The 17,894-nt window shown below is 72.0% G+C and carries 15 protein-coding genes; 11 read left to right on the forward strand and 4 right to left on the reverse strand.

All coding sequences use genetic code 11. The features are described 5' to 3' along the window. Window positions 1-31: 31 nt before the first annotated feature. The 5 genes from ACZ6CV_RS33820 to ACZ6CV_RS33840 all read left to right on the forward strand — a co-directional run bounded on the left by ACZ6CV_RS33820 (window position 32) and on the right by ACZ6CV_RS33840 (window position 6,509). Window positions 32-1,153 carry a quaternary amine ABC transporter ATP-binding protein gene (locus tag ACZ6CV_RS33820; RefSeq protein WP_469255265.1) on the forward strand — a complete coding sequence of 374 codons (1,122 nt, stop codon included), beginning with the start codon at window positions 32-34 and terminating at the stop codon, window positions 1,151-1,153. Further along, window positions 1,146-3,755 carry an ABC transporter permease/substrate binding protein gene (locus ACZ6CV_RS33825; protein ID WP_469255267.1) on the forward strand — a complete coding sequence of 870 codons (2,610 nt, stop codon included), beginning with the start codon at window positions 1,146-1,148 and terminating at the stop codon, window positions 3,753-3,755. The genes ACZ6CV_RS33820 and ACZ6CV_RS33825 overlap by 8 nt, the downstream gene beginning before the upstream one ends. Before the next feature lie 169 nt (window positions 3,756-3,924). Further along, complete coding sequence (locus ACZ6CV_RS33830) at window positions 3,925-4,914, forward strand: hypothetical protein (RefSeq protein WP_469255269.1); 990 nt, start codon at window positions 3,925-3,927, stop codon at window positions 4,912-4,914. A 196-nt stretch (window positions 4,915-5,110) separates the two neighbouring features. Continuing rightward, window positions 5,111-5,686 carry a helix-turn-helix domain-containing protein gene (locus ACZ6CV_RS33835; protein ID WP_469255270.1) on the forward strand — a complete coding sequence of 192 codons (576 nt, stop codon included), beginning with the start codon at window positions 5,111-5,113 and terminating at the stop codon, window positions 5,684-5,686. A gap of 22 nt (window positions 5,687-5,708) precedes the next feature. Continuing rightward, entirely contained in the window at window positions 5,709-6,509 is an 801-nt protein-coding gene (locus ACZ6CV_RS33840; RefSeq protein WP_469255386.1) for a helical backbone metal receptor, read from the forward strand. Here ACZ6CV_RS33840 and ACZ6CV_RS33845 read toward each other — a convergent pair. Next, complete coding sequence (locus ACZ6CV_RS33845) at window positions 6,478-7,605, reverse strand: TDT family transporter (protein ID WP_469255274.1); 1,128 nt, start codon at window positions 7,603-7,605, stop codon at window positions 6,478-6,480. The two genes, ACZ6CV_RS33840 and ACZ6CV_RS33845, sit on opposite strands and share 32 nt — an antisense overlap. A 70-nt stretch (window positions 7,606-7,675) precedes the next feature. Here ACZ6CV_RS33845 and ACZ6CV_RS33850 point away from each other — a divergent pair, with 70 nt between their 5' ends. Then, window positions 7,676-8,668 carry a LysR family transcriptional regulator gene (locus ACZ6CV_RS33850; RefSeq protein ID WP_469255278.1) on the forward strand — a complete coding sequence of 331 codons (993 nt, stop codon included), beginning with the start codon at window positions 7,676-7,678 and terminating at the stop codon, window positions 8,666-8,668. A gap of 158 nt (window positions 8,669-8,826) precedes the next feature. Beyond that, window positions 8,827-9,822 carry a phosphotransferase family protein gene (locus tag ACZ6CV_RS33855; RefSeq protein WP_469255280.1) on the forward strand — a complete coding sequence of 332 codons (996 nt, stop codon included), beginning with the start codon at window positions 8,827-8,829 and terminating at the stop codon, window positions 9,820-9,822. Here ACZ6CV_RS33855 and ACZ6CV_RS33860 read toward each other — a convergent pair. From ACZ6CV_RS33860 to ACZ6CV_RS33870, 3 genes are all read right to left on the reverse strand, one after another. Next, on the reverse strand, window positions 9,791-10,492 hold the full coding sequence (locus ACZ6CV_RS33860; RefSeq protein ID WP_469255281.1) for a gamma-glutamyl-gamma-aminobutyrate hydrolase family protein: 702 nt from the start codon (window positions 10,490-10,492) through the stop codon (window positions 9,791-9,793). The two genes, ACZ6CV_RS33855 and ACZ6CV_RS33860, sit on opposite strands and share 32 nt — an antisense overlap. A gap of 55 nt (window positions 10,493-10,547) precedes the next feature. Next, on the reverse strand, window positions 10,548-12,008 hold the full coding sequence (eat, locus tag ACZ6CV_RS33865) for an ethanolamine permease (protein ID WP_469255283.1): 1,461 nt from the start codon (window positions 12,006-12,008) through the stop codon (window positions 10,548-10,550). Window positions 12,009-12,134: 126 nt separating this feature from the next. Then, window positions 12,135-12,893 (reverse strand): FadR/GntR family transcriptional regulator, encoded by a 759-nt coding sequence (locus ACZ6CV_RS33870; protein WP_469255286.1) that lies wholly within the window; start codon window positions 12,891-12,893, stop codon window positions 12,135-12,137. Between the two features lie 75 nt (window positions 12,894-12,968). Between ACZ6CV_RS33870 and ACZ6CV_RS33875 the strand changes: the two genes are divergently transcribed. The 4 genes from ACZ6CV_RS33875 (at window position 12,969) to ACZ6CV_RS33890 (ending at window position 17,880) form a co-directional block, all read left to right on the forward strand. Continuing rightward, window positions 12,969-14,336 (forward strand): glutamine synthetase family protein, encoded by a 1,368-nt coding sequence (locus ACZ6CV_RS33875; RefSeq protein ID WP_469255288.1) that lies wholly within the window; start codon window positions 12,969-12,971, stop codon window positions 14,334-14,336. Window positions 14,337-14,343: 7 nt separating this feature from the next. Continuing rightward, entirely contained in the window at window positions 14,344-15,696 is a 1,353-nt protein-coding gene (locus ACZ6CV_RS33880) for an aldehyde dehydrogenase family protein (RefSeq protein WP_469255290.1), read from the forward strand. Window positions 15,697-15,699: 3 nt separating this feature from the next. After that, window positions 15,700-16,488, forward strand: a complete 789-nt coding sequence (locus ACZ6CV_RS33885) for a 3-oxoacyl-ACP reductase (protein ID WP_469255292.1) — start codon at window positions 15,700-15,702, stop codon at window positions 16,486-16,488. An 87-nt stretch (window positions 16,489-16,575) separates the two neighbouring features. After that, on the forward strand, window positions 16,576-17,880 hold the full coding sequence (locus ACZ6CV_RS33890) for a haloacid dehalogenase-like hydrolase (RefSeq protein ID WP_469255294.1): 1,305 nt from the start codon (window positions 16,576-16,578) through the stop codon (window positions 17,878-17,880). The last annotated feature ends 14 nt before the right edge of the window (window positions 17,881-17,894 follow it).

A 17,894-nucleotide genomic window follows, 5' to 3' on the forward strand; every position in this document is an offset into this window, starting at 1 on the left:
GGGCCGTCTTGGTTCAACCCGAGAGGTGTATGTGTCCAGGCTGCAGGCCGAGCACTTGTACAAAGTGTTCGGCAGACGACCCGATGACGCGGTGGAGAAACTCCGCCACGGAGCCGACCGAGAGGAGCTGCGCGACGAGGGCACCACCGCTGCCGTCATCGACGCCTCCTTCGAGGTCGAGCCGGGCCAGATCTTCGTCGTCATGGGTCTCTCCGGATCCGGCAAGTCCACGTTGCTGCGCATGCTCAACGGCTTGTCGGAGCCGACGGCCGGTCATGTGCTCTTCGACGGTCAGGACCTGACCGAGCTGAGCGCCAAGGAGATGCGGGCGGTGCGCTCCAAGAAGATCAGCATGGTCTTCCAGCACTTCGCGCTCTTCCCGCACCGCAGCGTCCTCGAGAACGCCGGCTACGGCCTCGAGGTGCAGGGCGTGCCGCGCGCCGAGCGCGAGAAGCGCGCCACCGAGGCGCTCGAACTCGCGGGCCTCAAGGGCTGGGAGAAGTCCTGGCCCGACGAGCTGTCCGGCGGCATGCAGCAGCGCGTGGGCCTGGCCCGCGCGCTGGCCACCGACGCCGACCTGCTCCTCATGGACGAGTCGTTCAGCGCCCTCGACCCGCTGATCCGCCGGGACATGCAGGACCAGCTCCTGGTGCTGCAGAAGCGGCTGAAGAAGACCATCGTCTTCATCACCCACGACCTGAACGAGGCCATGCGCCTGGGCGACCAGATCGCCGTCATGCGCGACGGCCGCATCGTCCAGATCGGCACCTCGCAGGACATCCTGGTGACCCCGGCCAACGACTACGTCGCCGCGTTCACGCAGGACGTCGACCGCTCCCGGGTGCTCACCGCGGGCGCGATCATGGCCGAGCCGGAGAAGGGCTTCGCGCAGGCCGACGCCGCCGCGACGGTCACCGAGGACACCCCGATCATCGAGCTGTTCACCCCCTGCTCCACGAGCGACGTGCCGGTCGCCGTGACCGACGACGCCGGCAAGCTCGTCGGTGTCGTACCGCGGGCCAGGCTGCTCGCCGTGCTCGGCGAGCCGATGCAGTCGGAGACGGCCGCGGAGCCGCAGGGCGCGCCGGCCGACTCCATACCCGTGCAGGACGACGGCGGCAAGAACGTGGGCAAGGTGAGCAGCGGTGCCTAGGATTCCCTTCGGCGACTGGGTCAACGACTCGGTCGAATGGCTCAGAACCCACATGGACTGGCTGTTCGACTTCATCAAGACGATCTTCCAGAACATGTGGGACGGCGTCTACGACGTCCTCTCCGCCCCCGAGCCGCTGCTGATGGCGGGCATCCTCGCCGTCATCGCCTTCTGGCTGCGCGGCTTGGTCGGCGGTGTCCTCGCCTTCGCGGGCTTCGCGTTCATCGTGTCCCTGGAGTTGTGGGACAACGCGATGATGACGCTGGCCCTGGTGCTCGTGTCGACCTTCGTCGCGCTGGTGATCGCGGTGCCCTTCGGCATCTGGGCGGCGCGCTCCAAGACGGTCAGCGGCATCGTGCGGCCGGTCCTGGACTTCATGCAGACGCTCCCGGCGATGATCTACCTCATCCCGGCCATCCTCTTCTTCCGGATGGGCGCCCCCGCGGGCATCGTCGCCACGATCGTCTTCGCGCTCGCCCCGGGCGTGCGCATGACCGAGCTCGGCATCCGGCAGGTCGACAAGGAGCTGGTCGAGGCGGCCGACGCGTTCGGCACCACGCCCCGCAACACCCTCTTCCGGGTCCAGCTGCCGCTCGCGCTGCCGACGATCATGGCCGGTGTCAACCAGGTCATCATGCTCGGCCTCTCCATGGCGGCGCTGACCGGCATGGTCGGCACCCCCGGCCTCGGCGCCGACGTCAACCAGGCCATCGGCCAGCTCGACGTGGGTCTCGGCGCCGAGGCGGGCGTCTCCATCGTCATCCTCGCCATCTACCTGGACCGCGTCACCAGCGGCCTGGGCAGCCAGGTCTCGCCGCTGGGCCGCCGCGCGCTCGCCAAGCTGCAGGCCGCGCAGGGCCTGAAGATCTGGAACTACCGCCCCAAGCCCGTCGTCGCCATGGTCGGCGTCGTCGTCCTCGCGCTCGTCGCGGGCGGCATGGGCATCTTCGGCGGCACCCAGTCGGAGTCCGTGGCCGACAGCAAGAACGTCGGCCAGGGCAAGCAGCTCAAGATGGGCTACATCCCCTGGGACGAGGGCGTCGCCTCCACCTTCCTGTGGAAGGAGGTCCTGGAGCAGCGCGGGTTCAAGGTCGAGACCAGCCAGCTGGACGCGGGCCCGCTCTACACCTCGCTCTCGCAGGGCGACGTCGACTTCCAGACCGACTCGTGGCTGCCGACGACGCACGCCACGTACTGGAAGAAGTACGGCAAGGACCTGGAGGACCTCGGTTCCTGGTACGGCCCGACGTCGCTGGAGCTGACCGTCCCCTCGTACATGAAGGGCATCGACTCGCTCGACGACCTCAAGGGCAAGGGCGGCAAGTTCCAGGGCAAGATCACCGGCATCGAGGCGAGCGCCGGTGAGATGCAGCTGCTCAAGAGCAAGGTGCTCAAGGCGTACGGCCTCGACAAGGAGTACAAGGTCGTCGACGGCTCGACGCCGGCGATGCTGGCCGAGCTGAAGGCCGCGTACGCCAAGAAGGAGCCGATCGTCGTCCCGCTGTGGTCGCCGCACTGGGCCTACAACGACTTCGACCTGAAGAAGCTCAAGGACCCGAAGGGCGCCTGGGGCAAGGGCGACGGCGTGCACACGCTGGCGCGCAAGGGCTTCTCCGAGGAGAACCCGCAGGTCGGCAAGTGGCTCAAGAACTTCAAGATGGACGAGAAGCAGCTCACCAGCCTTGAGGCCGAGATCAACAAGGCGGGCAAGGGCAAGCAGCAGGACGCCGTGCGCGCCTGGCTGAAGAAGAACCCGGGCGTCGTCGACAAGCTCGCCCCGCTGCCGAAGAACTCCGGCGGCGACGAGAAGAAGCGCGAGCTGAACGTCGCGTACTTCTCCTGGGACGAGAACATCGCCGTGACCAACCTCTGGAAGCGTGTCCTGGAGAAGCGCGGCTACAAGATGAAGCTGACGCCCTCCGACGTCGGCCCGGTCTACACCGGTCTGGCCCAGGGCGACCTCGACCTGGACCTGGACGCCTGGCTGCCCACCGCGCAGAAGGCGTACTGGGACAAGAACAAGGCGAACCTCAAGGACATCGGGTCCTGGTACAGCCCGACCTCGCTGGAGGTCTCCGTCCCGTCGTACGTCAAGGACGTCAAGTCCCTGGCGGACCTGAAGGGCAAGGGCGACAAGTTCAAGGGCAAGATCGTCGGCATCGAGCCGGGCACCGGTGTGATGACGGCGCTCAAGGACAAGGTGCTGCCGAAGTACGGCCTCGAGGGCGAGTACGACATCGTCTCCGGCTCCACCCCGGCGATGCTGGCCGAGCTGAAGGCCGCGTACGCCAAGAAGGAGCCGATCGCCGTCCTGCTCTGGTCGCCGCACTGGGCGTACAACGAGTACAAGCTCACCAAGCTGAAGGACCCCAAGGGCGGCTTCGGCAAGGGCGACACCATCCGCACCATCTCCAGCAAGGACTTCCCCGAGCAGTACCCGCAGCTCACCAAGTGGCTCAAGAAGTTCCACATGAGCGAGGCACAGCTGGCCGGTCTGGAGAACGAGATCAACAAGGCGGGCAAGGGCAATGAGCCCAAGGCCGTCGACGCCTGGCTGAAGAAGAACCCGGGCTTCGAGGAGAAGATGACGGCCGTGCAGTAGGCCGACACCTTTGCCGAGCACCGAGGGGTGGGCGTCGCCTTGTGGCGAAGCCCACCCCTCGGGGTGTTCCGGCGGGCCCGCCGGGTCTCTAACCTCGACGGGGCCCGCCCCTGTGGCCCCCGCCCCGTGGCCCCGCTCCTCGTGAACAGCCGAACGTGAGACCCCACCCGTGACCGCAAGGCAGCCAAGGACCGCGCTCCTCGCCGCCGCCCTCGCGCTCGCCCTGGCCGCCGCCCTGGTCGTCGCGCGGCTCGCACGGGCCGACGCCGCCCCCGCCTCCGCGGGCACCGCGCGCCTGGCCGCCCTCGCCGAGGACGTCACCGCCGCCGACGGGCACCGCTACGACGCCCGGGACCACACCGGCCGCACCATGGACGCCGCGCAGATCGAGCAGGCCCAGGACGGCACGTACCTCGCCGTCTACCACACGCTCCTGTCCGACGGCCGTTTCCACGCCGCCGCCGCCACCTCCGCCGACCTGCGCCACTGGCAGCGCCGCCACGACTTCGGGCCCGGCACCCACCAGGCCACGCTCGCCCACGACGGCCGCGGCGGCTACGTCCTCGCCTACGAGAAGGACCCCCGCAACCACATCGCGGTCCGCGCCTACCGGAGCCTGCCGGCGCTGCTCGACGGGCACGCCCACCGCTCCTTCGACGCCCCACTGACCCTCTCGCGCTGCGCCGAGGGAACCCCGAGCATCACCGCGGTGCGCGGCGCCACCATCCACCTCACCGGGCACTACCGGGCCGGCTGCGACACCGACCGCCAGCTGCGCGCCACCCTCACCGGCTTCCGCCACTGGCACGCCGAACCCGACCGGCGCCTCGACCGCGCCGTGCGGAGCCGGGGCAACGGCGGCAACATCGGCGACCGGGCGCCCGTGGAGCTCGGCGGGCGGCGCGTGGTGCTCGTCGAGGGACAGGGGCGGCCCGGCGACTTCGGCAGCTGGGGGACCTACGCGTACGACCCCGTCAGCGGCCGGGCGGACCGTCTCGCCATCCGGACGCACGGCGGCAGCCGCGCCTTCGCCAACCCCTCCGCGACGCTGCTCACCGACCCGCGGGGCCAACCGGCCCTGCTGGTCAGCCTGTTCGTGCCGGCCGAGGGTTCCGCCCCCGGTGAGGCGGGGCAACTGCTCTACTGGCGCGAGCTGTAGGGCCTCGGCCGCAGGGGTACGGGCGCGGGCTGGAGGGGCGCGAAAAACAGGCGCGCGGCGCACTTCCTTGCAAGGGTGGTGGTGCACGACGGGTGCGCGTCCGTGCAACGGGGCAAAACCGTTTGGCGAACATGCGTAGGGTGCAGGGAACCCCTCAGGGTGAGAGCGGGCCGATGCGCTGAAGGGAGCCGAGGCGATGGACGAGCACAAGGAGACCCTCCGGGTGGGCTCGGCCGTGCGGCGGCGCCGTCGCCAGCTCGAGCTCACCCTCGCCGTCGTCGCCGAGCGCAGTGGCCTCTCGGTGCCCTTCCTCAGCCAGATCGAGAACGAGCGCGCCCGCCCCAGCATGCGCTCCCTGCAGCGCGTCGCGGACGCGCTGTGCACCACCGATGTGGAGCTCCTCGCCGCCGCCGACCCGGCCCGCACCGTCGAGGTGGTGCGGGCCGACGACGACACGGACCTGGACGGCTCCACGCCCGAGGCGCGGGTGCGCGAGCTGGCCCGCGGGCACCATCAGCTGCACGCCCTGGAGTTCATCGGCGACCACGACGAGGGACGCGAATTCCAGCACCGCAACGACGAGTTGATGTACGTGGTGGAGGGCGCCGTGGAGATGGAGGCGGAGGGCAGGGCCTACCGTCTCGGCCGCGGCGACACCCTGTTCCTCACGGGCGGGGTGCGGCACCGCTGGCGGGCCACGGTGCCCGACACCCGGGTCCTGGTGGTCGCGGTCGGCGACCACATCGAAGCGGTGGACGACAAGGGGCGCTGAGGTGCCGCTCGCCCGCGGCCCCGTGCGGGTCGTCTCGCTGGTGCCCTCGCTGACCGAGGCGGTGGCCGTCACCGTGCCGGGCGCGCTGGTCGGGGCCACCGAGTGGTGCAGCCATCCGGCGGACCTGGACGTCACGCGGGTCGGCGGCACGAAGAACCCGGACGTGCCCCGCATCGTCGCCCTCGCGCCCGGTCTGGTGATCGCCAACGAGGAGGAGAACCGGGCGCCCGATCTGGCGGCGCTGCGCGCGGCGGGACTGGAGGTCCTGGTGACCGAGGTCAGGACGGTGGAGCAGGCCTTCCGTGAGCTGACCCGGGTGCTCGCGGCGTGCGGGGCGGGGCGGCCGGGGTGGCTGGCGGCGGCGGAGGCGGCGTGGCGGGAGCCGCAGGATCTGCTGGATGCGCGGGATCTGCGGGATCTGCAGGATCCGAGGGATCCGCAGGGTCTGCGGGATCTGCGCGGGCCGCACCCGGCGCCGGTCCGGCTGCGGGCCGCGGTGCCGATCTGGCGGCGGCCGTGGATGGTCCTCGGCCGGGACACCTTCGCGGGGGACGTCCTCGCGCGCCTCGGCGTGGACAACGCGTACGCGGGCCACGCCGAGCGGTATCCGCGCGTGCCCGTCGACGAGCTGCGCTCGGCGGACCTCGACCTGGTGGTGCTGCCCGACGAGCCGTACCGCTTCACGCGCGAGGACGGCCCCGAGGAGTTCGTCCCGCGCACCCCCGTCGCCCTGGTCAGCGGCCGCCACCTCACCTGGTACGGGCCGTCCCTGACGGAGGCGCCGGACGTGCTCAGCGCGGCGCTGCGAGCAGCCTTCCGCTGACGACGCCGCGCAGGGTGTGCGTCAGCGCCACCGCCACGGCGGTCACGAGCAGGGCGAAGAGGCCGGTCGCGAGCCAGTCGAAGACCGCGAGGCCGGTGTGGTGGCCCAGCCCCTCGGCGCCCGTCACACAGGTGCCCACCGGGAAGGTGAACGCCCACCAGGTCATCGCGAAGCCCATGCCGCGGCGCCGGGCGCGCACCACCAGGGCCGCGGCGAGCGCCAGCCACATCAGGGCGAAGCCCATCACGGGGACGCCGAAGAGTACGGCGAAGACGAGGAAGCCCCGGTCCAGCGGGGCGTGGACGACGCCCGGCGCGAAGTCGGCGAACTTGTTGGTGGCGGTCGTGGACTGGCCGAGCGGGCCGAGCACCAGGAACAGGGTGGGGGTGAGGGCGAGGGGCAGCGGGCCCGCGGTCACCAGGCGGGCGAAGATCACCGGCAGCATCACCAGGGTGGCGAGCAGGCTCAGGCCGAACATCGCGAAGCAGGCGTAGAGCATCGTCTGCTGGGCCTGGCCCGCGGGCAGGTGCGGGATGAGCAGCGGGCCGACGGCCGCCGACACCATGGGGGCCACGACGGGCAGCAGCCATACGGGGGAGGCCTGGTCGGCGGCGATGCGGTGCCGGACCACCATCAGATACGGGATCGCGACGGCCGCGGCGAGGCCGATGGCCGTGCCCAGGACGTACAGGACGGTGTCGAGCGCGACGGCGGCCTGCGTGCCGAGCCAGTCCCCGCCGACGATCAGGGTGCCGCCGCCGACCGCGAGCAGCGCCATCGACAGACAGCCGTAGAACGGGGCCACCGCCGGGTCGAGGAGGTGGGCGCGGGCCTGGTCGCGGTGGTGGACCCAGTGGGTGGCGCGGGCGGTGAGCAGGACGGCGAGCATCACGAGGGAGCAGGCCCACACGACGGTGCAGCCGGTGCGCAGCCCCGGGAACCCGTACGGCAGTGTCGCGCCCGCGTTGGCGACGATGGCGGTGCCCATGACGGCGGCGTACCAGTTCGGGCCGAGGTGGCGGACCGCGAGGAGGCGGGTGCCCACGGCGGGGACGGCGGGGTCCGCGGCGGCTGCAGGGTGTGCGGTGGTGACCATGGGTCCACGGTCTTACAGGGGAGGGGGCGCCACCAGAGAGTGCACTTCTATGGGGGCATAAGCTGGTTTTATGAGTTCGCCCCACGTGTCCGCTGAGCCCCCCGAGCCCCCTGCGTCCCCGGTATCTCCCGCGTCCCCTGCGCCCTACGCCTATCCGAGCGCCACGGAGGCGTCGCTCTCGCACCGCGTCCCCGACCTCGGCGCGCTGCAGCTGCTGCTTGCCGTGGCTCGGCTCGGGAGTCTGGGGCGGGCGGCGCGCGAGCTCGGCATCACCCAGCCCGCGGCGAGCAGCCGGGTCCGCGCGATGGAGCGGCAGCTCGGCGTCGCGCTCGTGGACCGCTCGCCCCGCGGCTCGCGCCTCACCGCGGCGGGCGCCCTGGTCACCGACTGGGCGGGCCGGATCGTCGAGGCGGCGGAGGCCTTCGACGCGGGGGCGCAGGCGCTGCGCGACCGGCGGGACTCGCGGCTGCGGGTCGCGGCGAGCATGACGATCGCCGAATATCTGCTGCCCGGCTGGCTGATCGCCCTGCGGACGCAGCGGCCGGACACGGCCGTGTCGCTGCTGGCCGGCAACTCCGCGGCGGTCGCGGCCCGGCTGCTCGCCGGCGAGGCGGACCTCGGCTTCGTCGAGGGGCTCACCGTGCCGGCCGGGCTCGACGAGGTGGTCGTCGCGCACGACCGGCTCGTCGTCGTGGCGGCGCCGGGGCACCCCTGGGCGCGGCGCAGGAAGCCGCTGGCCGCCGCGGAGTTGGCGGCGACGCCGCTGATCCTGCGCGAGGAGGGCTCGGGCACCCGGCAGGTCCTCGAAGCGGCACTCGGCGCGCTCGCGCGCCCTCTGATCGAGCTGTCGTCCACGACGGCGGTGAAGGCCTCGGCGGTCAGCGGGGCGGGCCCCTCGGTCCTGAGCGAACTCGCGGTGGGCGAGGAACTGGCGGCCCGGCGTCTGGTGGAGATCCCGCTGGCGGACGTACGGCTGCGCAGGGAGCTGCGGGCGGTCTGGCCGACGGGCCACCGCCCCGCGGGACCGGGACGGGACCTGCTCGCGCTGACGCGCCGGACGTGAGGCGGTCGGTCCGCCGGCTCGGCCCGCGTGCAGGGGTCGGGGCGTGACCTCACCGCGGTCACGGAAGGGTCGGCAGTGCCTCCCGGTGGTGCCCCCGGCGCTGGCCCCGCGCGTAAATGCGTGGCGGGTGACCGAGGTCGTCTCTCACCATGAGGAGCATGATCCCCACCGCGCCCCCGGCCACCGGCGTCCGCACCCCCTGGGAGCAGCTCCCCGCGCACGTACGGGAAGAGCTGGCCGCCGCCCTCGGCGCGCCCGTCGTGGGCGCCACGACGCAGCGCGGCGGCTTCTCGCCGGGTGTCGCCGCGCGGGTCCGGCTCGCCGACGGCCGGCGGGCGTTCGTCAAGGCCGTCAGCGCCGACGCCAACCCCGGCAGCCCGGACATGCACCGCGCCGAGGCCCGTCACTCCGCGGCCCTGCCGGCCTCCGTGCCCGCGCCGAGGCTCCTCGCCTCGTACGACGACGGGACCTGGGTCGCCCTGGCCTTCGAGGACGTCGAGGGGCGACAGCCCCACGTTCCTTGGCGCTCGCAGGAGTTCGGGCTCGTACTGGACGCGGTCGACGCTCTTGGACGCGCCCTGACGCCCGCGCCCCTCGGCGCCCCTTCCGTGGTCGACTCGAAGGCGGACGACTTCCGGGGGTGGGAGCAGCTGATCGCGGCGGAGGCCGGGAGGGAGACGGGCCGCAGCACCCCGGACGGCGGCCCTCGCCTCGACCCCTGGGCCCGGCGCCACCTCCACGCCCTCGCCGAACTCGCCGCCCCCTGGGCCGAGTACGCGACCGGGGACACGCTCGCCCACGGCGACCTGCGCGCCGACAACATGCTGCTCACCACCGACGGCGACCGCGTCGTCTTCGTCGACTGGCCGCACGCCACGCGCGCCGCGCCCTGGTTCGACCTGCTCCTCATGCTGCCGTGCGTATGGGCCCAGGGCGGCCCCGACCCGGAGGGCGTGTTCACCGCCCATCGGGTGGGCCGGGACGCGGACCCGAAGGGCGTGACGGCGACGCTCGCGGCCCTCGCCGGCTACTTCCTGCACCACTCCCTGCTGCCCGACCCGCCGGGGCTGCCCACCCTGCGCACCTTTCAGGCGGCGCAGGGGGCGGCTGCTCTGGGCTGGCTCAGGACGCGGCTCGGACCAGCGCTGCCATGACGCGTGTGTCCTCGCCCATCTCCGGGTGCCACTGCACCCCCAACGCCCAGGCGGGGGAGGGGAGTTCGAGGGCCTCAGGTGTGCCGTCCTCCGCGTACGCGGACACCACGAGGTCCCGGCCGACGCGGTCCACCGCCTGGTGGTGATAGGTGGGCACGTCCGTGGACGCGTCCGGCACGATCGACTCGTACAGCGTGCCGGGGACCGGCTTCACCGTGTGGGTGCCGAAGACGCCCACCTGTTCCCGGTGCCCGTCCAGGTGCTGGATCAGCGTCCCGCCGAGCGCCACGTTGAGCAGTTGCATGCCCCGGCAGATGCCGAGCAGGGGCGTGCCGGATGTCAACGCGGCCTCGATCAGGGCGAGTTCCCAGGCATCCCGCTCCCGTGCGGGCGGGCCCGTACGTTCTTCGGGCCGTGCTCCGTACCGCGCGGGCTCGACGTCCGGGCCGCCGGCGATGACCACACCGTCAAGCCGGGCGACGACGGCCGCCGCACGCCCTGGGTCGTCCGGCGGCACCATCGCCGCGAGGCCGCCCGCCGCCTGGACGAGGCGCGGGTATCCGGCGGGCAGCAGGGCCGCGGGCAGCCGCCACGCGCCCCAGCTCACCTCGGGCTCCAGATAGGTGCTGACGCCGATCAGCGGCCTGGCGCCCCTTGCGTTCTCCCTCACCGTGCTCCGTTCTTCCTCACTGTGGTGATCCGTCCGCGATGATCCGCCGGTGTGATCAGTCGCGTTCCAACTCTGCCTCGGCGGCGGCCAGCGCCGCGAACTCCTCCTCCGGTGCGCGCGCCACCAGGTGCTTGCGGCTGTACATTCCGAAGTAGGCGATGGCGACCACGTACACCGCGAGCGCGATGAGCGCCGCCATCACGTCCACCAGGAACGTCGCGACCAGCGCCGCGCAGGCGAGGACCAGCGCGACGGAGGAGGTCAGGACGCCGCCGGGCGTACGGTAGGGCCGTTCGAGGCCCGGCTCGCGGCGGCGCAGCACGATGTGCGAGAGCGACATCAGGGCGTACGAGATGGTCGCGCCGAACACCGCGACGTTCAGCATGCGCGCGCCGTCCCCGGTCGCCGCCGCCAGGCCGAAGCCGATCGCGCCCGGCACGAGCAGGCCCAGGTAGGGCGCCTTGCGGCTGCTGGTGAGGGAGAGGAAGCGCGGCAGATAGCCGGCCCGGGAGAGCGCGAAGAGCTGGCGCGAGCCCGCGTAGATGAGGGAGAAGAAGGAGGCCACCAGGCCCGCCAGGCCCGCGTAGTTGATGACGCGGCTCAGCCCCGTCGCATCGCCGTCCGGCTGCAGTGCCTCGACGAGCGGGTTGCCCGCGTCCTGCAGCGCGTTCGCGCCGCGCGCGCCCGACGAGGCGAAGAAGGTGAGCAGCGCGAGGCCCACCAGGATCGCCATCGACCAGCGGATGGCGCGCGGCAGCGTGCGCGCCGGGTCCTTGGTCTCCTCGGCGGCCAGCGGTACGCCTTCCACGCCGAGGAAGAACCACATGCCGAAGGGGAACGCCGCCCAGATGCCCAACAGGCCCATCGGCAGCCATGAGTTGGCGCCGAACGCGTCCGCCTCCACGGGGATGTCGTTGAGCTTCGACGCGTCGAGGTCCAGGAAGGCGCCGACCGCGAAGACGAGCAGCGCCGCCACCGCGACACCGGTCACCACGAAGCTGAAGCGCAGCGCCTCGCCCACGCCCCAGAGGTGGATGCCGATGAAGACGGCGAAGCAGGCCAGATAGACCGGCCAGCCCGAGGTGAGGCCGAAGAGGCCGAGCGACTCCACGTAGTCGCCGATGAAGATGGAGATGGCGGCCGGGGCGAGGATGTACTCGATGAGGATCGCCGTGCCGGTGAGGAAGCCGCCCCACGGTCCGAGCGCCCGGCGCGCGAAGCCGTAGCCGCCGCCCGCCGTGGGCAGCACGGACGAGAGCTCGGCCAGCGAGAAGACCATGCACGCGTACATCACGCCCATGAGCCCCATGGCGATCGCGAGCCCGCCGAAGCCGCCCTCCGCGAGGCCGAAGTTCCAGCCCGAGTAGTCGCCCGACACCACATAGGCGACGCCGAGACCGGTGAGCAGCAGCCAGCCCGCGCTGCCCCGGCGGAGCGTGCGGCGCTCCAGATAGTCGTCCGCCGGTTCGGCGGAACCTGGCTCGGTGGCACTCGGTTCGGTGGACTCCACGGTCATGGCACGGCTCCTATGCGGCGGCACTGAGGGCTTGCTGCGGGGCGACTCAATGGAACGGATCCATACCTTTGCCGTGCCGGGCGGAATAAATCAAGCCCCGTGCGTTACCCGCCGGTTAACAGCCCCTCACGTCAGGAAGCCCCGCAGCAGCGCCGCCGTCCCCGCGCAGTGCTCGCGCATCATCTCCCGCGCGCCGTCCGCGTCCCCGTCGAGCACCGCCTCCACCAGCGCGGTGTGCTGGCGCTGCGAGTGCTCCAGGTTGCGCACCAGGAGCGGGATGCAGTCGAGGAGGTCGTTGACGGTCGCGCGGACCGCGGCGTACTGCGCGGTGAGCGTCGGCGACCCGCACAGCTCGGCGAGCGTGAGGTGCAGCAGGGTGTCCAGGCGGCGGTACTCCGCGAGCGGCGCGTCGTGCGTGCGGTCGAGCGCCGCGCGCAGCCGGTCCGCCTGCTCGCCGGTCAGGCCGTGTGCCGCGCACAGCCCCGCCGCGCCGACCTCCAGGACCTCGCGGAAGCGCAGCGCGTCCTCGACGTCGACGTCCTTGATGCGCCGGCGCAGCTCGTCCTCGCCGGCCGCCTCGGGCCGCGCACGGACGAACGTCCCGCCGTACCGCCCGCGCCGCGACTCGACCAGGCCCTGGTCCTGCAGCACCTTCAGGACCTCGCGCAGCGTGACCCGGCTGATGCCGAGGCGGTCGGCGAGCTCACGCTCCGACGGCAGGCGCCCGCCGCCGGGCACCAGGCCGAGGCGGACGACCTGGAGGATCTGCTCCAGGGCCTCCTCGAAGCCGTTGCCCGCCCGCACCGGACGCAGGACCGGCGTCAGCCGGTCGTCCTCCTGAGCGGACGCGGCGTCACCCGTGGTGCCCTCTTCCGTGTGCGACATGCCCGTACCCCCTTCCCAAGCAAAGGTTCTCCGCAATACCTTATGGCTCCCGGCTGACCCAAGGAGGCTTTTCCCGTGGCAGACCGCACACCCCCGCTCGCCGTCGAGGAGCTCGAAACCCTCGTCGCGAGCGGCGAGATCGACACTGTCGTCCTGGCCTTCCCCGACATGCAAGGGCGGCTCCAGGGCAAGCGGTTCGCCGCCCGCTTCTTCCTCGACGAGGTCCTCGAACACGGCACGGAGGGCTGCAACTACCTGCTCGCCGTCGACCCGGAGATGAACACCGTCGACGGGTACGCGATGTCCTCCTGGGACCGCGGCTACGGCGACTTCGCCATGCACCCGGACCTGGCCACCCTGCGCCGGGTCCCATGGAACGAGGGAACCGCGATGCTCATCGCGGACCTCGCCTGGAGCGACTCCTCGCCCGTGGTCGCCGCGCCCCGCCAGATCCTCCGCCGCCAGCTGGAGCGCCTCGCCGAGCTCGGCCTCACCGCGCACGTCGGCACGGAGCTGGAGTTCATCGTCTTCAAGGACACCTACGAACAGGCCTGGGACGCCGGATACAAGGACCTCACCCCGGCGAACCAGTACAACATCGACTACTCCGTCCTCGGCACCGGCCGCATCGAGCCGCTGCTGCGCCGCATCCGCAACGACATGGCGGCCGCAGGCCTCGTCGTCGAGTCGGCCAAGGGCGAGTGCAACCCGGGCCAGCACGAGATCGTGTTCAAGTACGACGAGGCCCTCGTCACCTGCGACCAGCACGCCATCTACAAGACCGGCGCCAAGGAGATCGCGGCCCAGGAGGGCGTCTCGCTCACCTTCATGGCCAAGTTCAACGAGCGCGAGGGCAACTCCTGCCACATCCACCTCTCGCTCCAGGACGCCGACGGCACCAACGTCATGGCGGGCTCCGCCGACGACCCGGGCATGTCGCCCCTCATGCGGCACTTCCTCGCCGGCCAGCTCGCGGCGCTGCGCGACTTCTCCCTCCTGTACGCGCCCCACATCAACTCCTACAAGCGGTTCCGGCCAGGATCCTTCGCGCCGACCGCCGCCGCCTGGGGGTACGACAACCGCACCTGCGCGCTCCGGGTCGTCGGCCACGGCCGCTCGCTCCGTTTCGAGAACCGGCTGCCCGGCGGCGACGTCAACCCGCACCTCGCGGTCGCCGGCCTCGTGGCCGCGGGCCTGCACGGCATAGAGCAGAAGCTCGAACTGCCCGAGGAGTGCACGGGCAACGCCTACAGCGGCGACTACGCCCACGTCCCCACCACCCTGCGTGAGGCCGCCGAGCTCTGGGAGCACAGCCCCATCGCCCAAGCCGCCTTCGGCGACGAGGTGGTCGCGCACTACCGCAACATGGCGCGGGTCGAGCTGGACGCCTTCGACTCCGCGGTGACCGACTGGGAGCTCCGCCGCTCCTTCGAACGCATGTGAGGCACCCTTGCTAGAGGTATTGAACCCGGCGACCGAAGAGGTCATCGCGACCGTCCCCGCCGCCACCGCCCAGGACGTCGACGCCGCCGTCACCCGCGCGGCCGCCGCACAGACCAAGTGGGCCGCGGCCGCCCCCGCCGACCGCGCCCGCCTGCTGCGCCGCTTCGCCGCCCAGGTCGACGAACACCTCGAAGAACTGGCCCAGTTGGAGGTCCGCGAAGCCGGACACGTCATCGGCAACGCCCGCTGGGAGGCCGGCAACGTCCGCGACCTCCTCGACTTCGCCGCCGGGGGAGTGGAGCGTCTCAACGGCCGGCAGATCCCGGTCCCCGGCGGGCTGAACGTGACGATCCTCGAACCCCTCGGCGTCGTCGGCGTCATCGCCCCCTGGAACTTCCCGATGCCGATCGCCGCCTGGGGCACCGCCCCCGCCCTCGCGGCCGGCAACGCGGTCATCCTCAAGCCCGCGGAGACGACCCCGCTCACCGCGCTCCGCCTCGCCGAACTCGCCCTGGCCGCGGGGCTCCCCGAGGGCCTCTTCCAGGTCCTGCCCGGCGCCGGCGACGTGGCGGGCGCCGCGCTGGTCGAGCACCCCGGCGTCGCCAAGATCGTGTTCACCGGCTCCACCCGCGTCGGCAAGCAGATCATGGCCAAGTGCGCCGACCGCGTGAAGCGCCTCACCCTCGAACTCGGCGGCAAGAGCCCGAACATCGTCTTCGCCGACGCCGACGTGGAGGCCGCCGCCCTGGCCACCCCCATGTCGTACCTCGACAACTCCGGGCAGGACTGCTGCGCCCGCACCCGCGTCCTGGTGCAGCGCTCCGTCTACGACCGCTTCCTGGAGATCGTGGCGCCCGCGATCGAGTCGGTCGTCGTCGGCGACCCGTCCGACGAGAAGACCCAGATGGGCCCGCTCATCTCCAAGTCACAGCTGGAGCGTGTGCGTTCGTACGTCATGCCGGGCGCCGGAATCCACGGGACGGCGCCCGAGGGGCCGGGCTTCTGGTTCCCGCCGACCCTCCTCACCGACGCCGCCCCGACGTCGCCGGTGGCGAGCGAGGAGGTCTTCGGGCCGGTCGCCGTCGTCCTGCCCTTCGACGACGAGGCCGAGGCGATCCGCCTCGCCAACGCGACCGAGTACGGCCTGTCGGGATCCATCTGGACCCGGGACGTGGGGCGCGCCCTGCGCGTCTCCGGGGCGGTGGCCGCGGGCAACCTGTCCGTCAACTCGCACTCCAGCGTGCGCTATTGGGCCCCCTTCGGGGGCTACAAGCAGTCCGGACTCGGCCGCGAACTCGGCCCGGACGCGCTCGCCGCATTCACGGAAACCAAGAACGTCTTCATCAGCACGGAGGCCTGACCCATGCCGGACACGTCCGAGAACATCTGCCGCCGCCTCGTCGGCCGCACCGCCGTCATCACCGGCGCCGGCAGCGGCATCGGCCTCGCCGCCGCGCGCCGCCTCGCCTCCGAGGGCGCGCACGTCGTCTGCGGCGACATCGACGCCGTCGCGGGCAAGGCCGCCGCCGAGGAGGTCGGCGGCACCTTCGTGCAGGTCGACGTCACCGACGCCGAGCAGGTCGAGGCGCTCTTCAAGACGGCGTACGACACCTACGGCTCCGTCGACGTCGCCTTCAACAACGCGGGCATCTCGCCGCCCGACGACGACTCCATCCTGGACACCGGCCTGGAGGCGTGGAAGCGCGTCCAGGAGGTCAACCTCACCTCCGTGTACCTGTGCTGCAAGGCCGCGATCCCCTACATGCGGCGCCAGGGCAAGGGCTCGATCATCAACACCGCGTCGTTCGTGGCCCGGATGGGCGCGGCGACCTCGCAGATCTCCTACACCGCGTCCAAGGGCGGCGTCCTCGCCATGTCCCGCGAGCTCGGCGTGCAGTTCGCCCGCGAGGGCATCCGCGTCAACGCGCTCTGCCCGGGACCGGTCAACACCCCGCTGCTGCAGGAGCTGTTCGCCAAGGACCCCGAGCGGGCCGCGCGCCGCCTCGTGCACATCCCCGTGGGCCGGTTCGCCGAGACCGACGAGCTCGCCGCCGCGGTGGCGTTCCTCGCCAGCGACGACTCCTCGTTCGTGAACGCCACCGACTTCCTCGTCGACGGCGGCATCTCCGGCGCGTACGTCACGCCCATGTAGTTCCGGTAGTTCACCCTCCAGCCACCACCCCGTCAGCCGGGCGTCGCACGACGCCCGGCTGACCTGCGTAGACACGGGAGTGTGTACATGAACCTCAAGCGCCGCTGCACCGCCGCAGCCGCCGTGCTCGCCGTCGCCGGGGCGGGCCTCCTCGGCGTCCAGGCCACCGCCGAAGCAACGCAGCACCACCGGCCGAGGGCCGCGAAGTGCCCCACGCTCACCGTCTCCGACGGCTGGTACGGCGACAACAAGGCCAGAATCCAGCGCATGGTGGACCGTTACGGCCGCTGCGGTGACGGCCGCGGCGCCCGCCCTGTCGCCGTCTTCGACTGGGACAACACCGTCATCAGGAACGACATCGGCGACGCCACCATGTACTGGCTGCTGCGCAACGGCAAGATACGCACCCCCGAGCGCGGCGACTGGCACACCACCAGCCGCTACCTGACCGACCCGGCCGCCAGGGCCCTCACGGCGGCGTGCCCGGCGACCGGCGCCACCCTGCCCACGCACCGGAACACCGCCTGCGCCGACGAGATCCTCTCCGTCTACGGCGAGGGCGCCACGACCACGGGCAAGGCCGCCTTCGCCGGCTTCGACCACCGCCGCATGGAGCCGCAGTACGCCTGGCTCGCCCAGCTCACCCGCGGCTGGTCCACCGACCGGGTGAAGGAGTTCGCGGCCGCCGCCCGCAAGGAGAACCTCGCCGCCCCCGTCGGCGCGGAGCAGCGCGTCGGCACCGAGCGGGTCACCGGCTGGGTCCGCTACTACGACCAGCAGCGCGACTTGATCCGCACCCTGAAGAAGGCCGGCTTCGACGTCCACATCGTCTCCGCGTCGCCCGAGCCCGTCGCCGAGGTCTGGTCACGGGCCGTCGGCGTCGACGCCCGGCACACCCTCGGCATCCGCAACGTCACCGCACACGGGCGGCAGACCGCCCACCTCAAGGGCTGCGGCACCGTCAGGGACGGCGACGACACGATGATCACGTACATCGACGGCAAGCGCTGCTGGATCAACCAGGAGATCTACGGCGTGCGCGGCGCCGCCGCCGAGAAGGCACAACCCGCCGCGCGGCACCCGGTGTTCGCCGCCGGCGACTCCGACACCGACGTCACCTTCCTGCGCGACGCCACCGGCCTGCGGCTCGCCCTGAACCGCAACAAGAACGAACTGATGTGCCGCGCCTACGAGAACGGCGACGGTCGCTGGCTGGTCAACCCCATGTTCATCGAGCCCAAGGGGAAGAAGGCCGACCCCTACCCCTGCGCCAGCACCGGATACGTCCGGCGCGACGGCACCGAGGCTCCGGTGCGCCGTACGGACGGCTCCGTGATCCCCGATCAGAGGGACACGGTGTACGGGACGTCGACGCCGTCGTCAGCGCCGTAGGACTGATGTACGGT

Source organism: Streptomyces sp. NPDC041713, assembly GCF_055591085.1.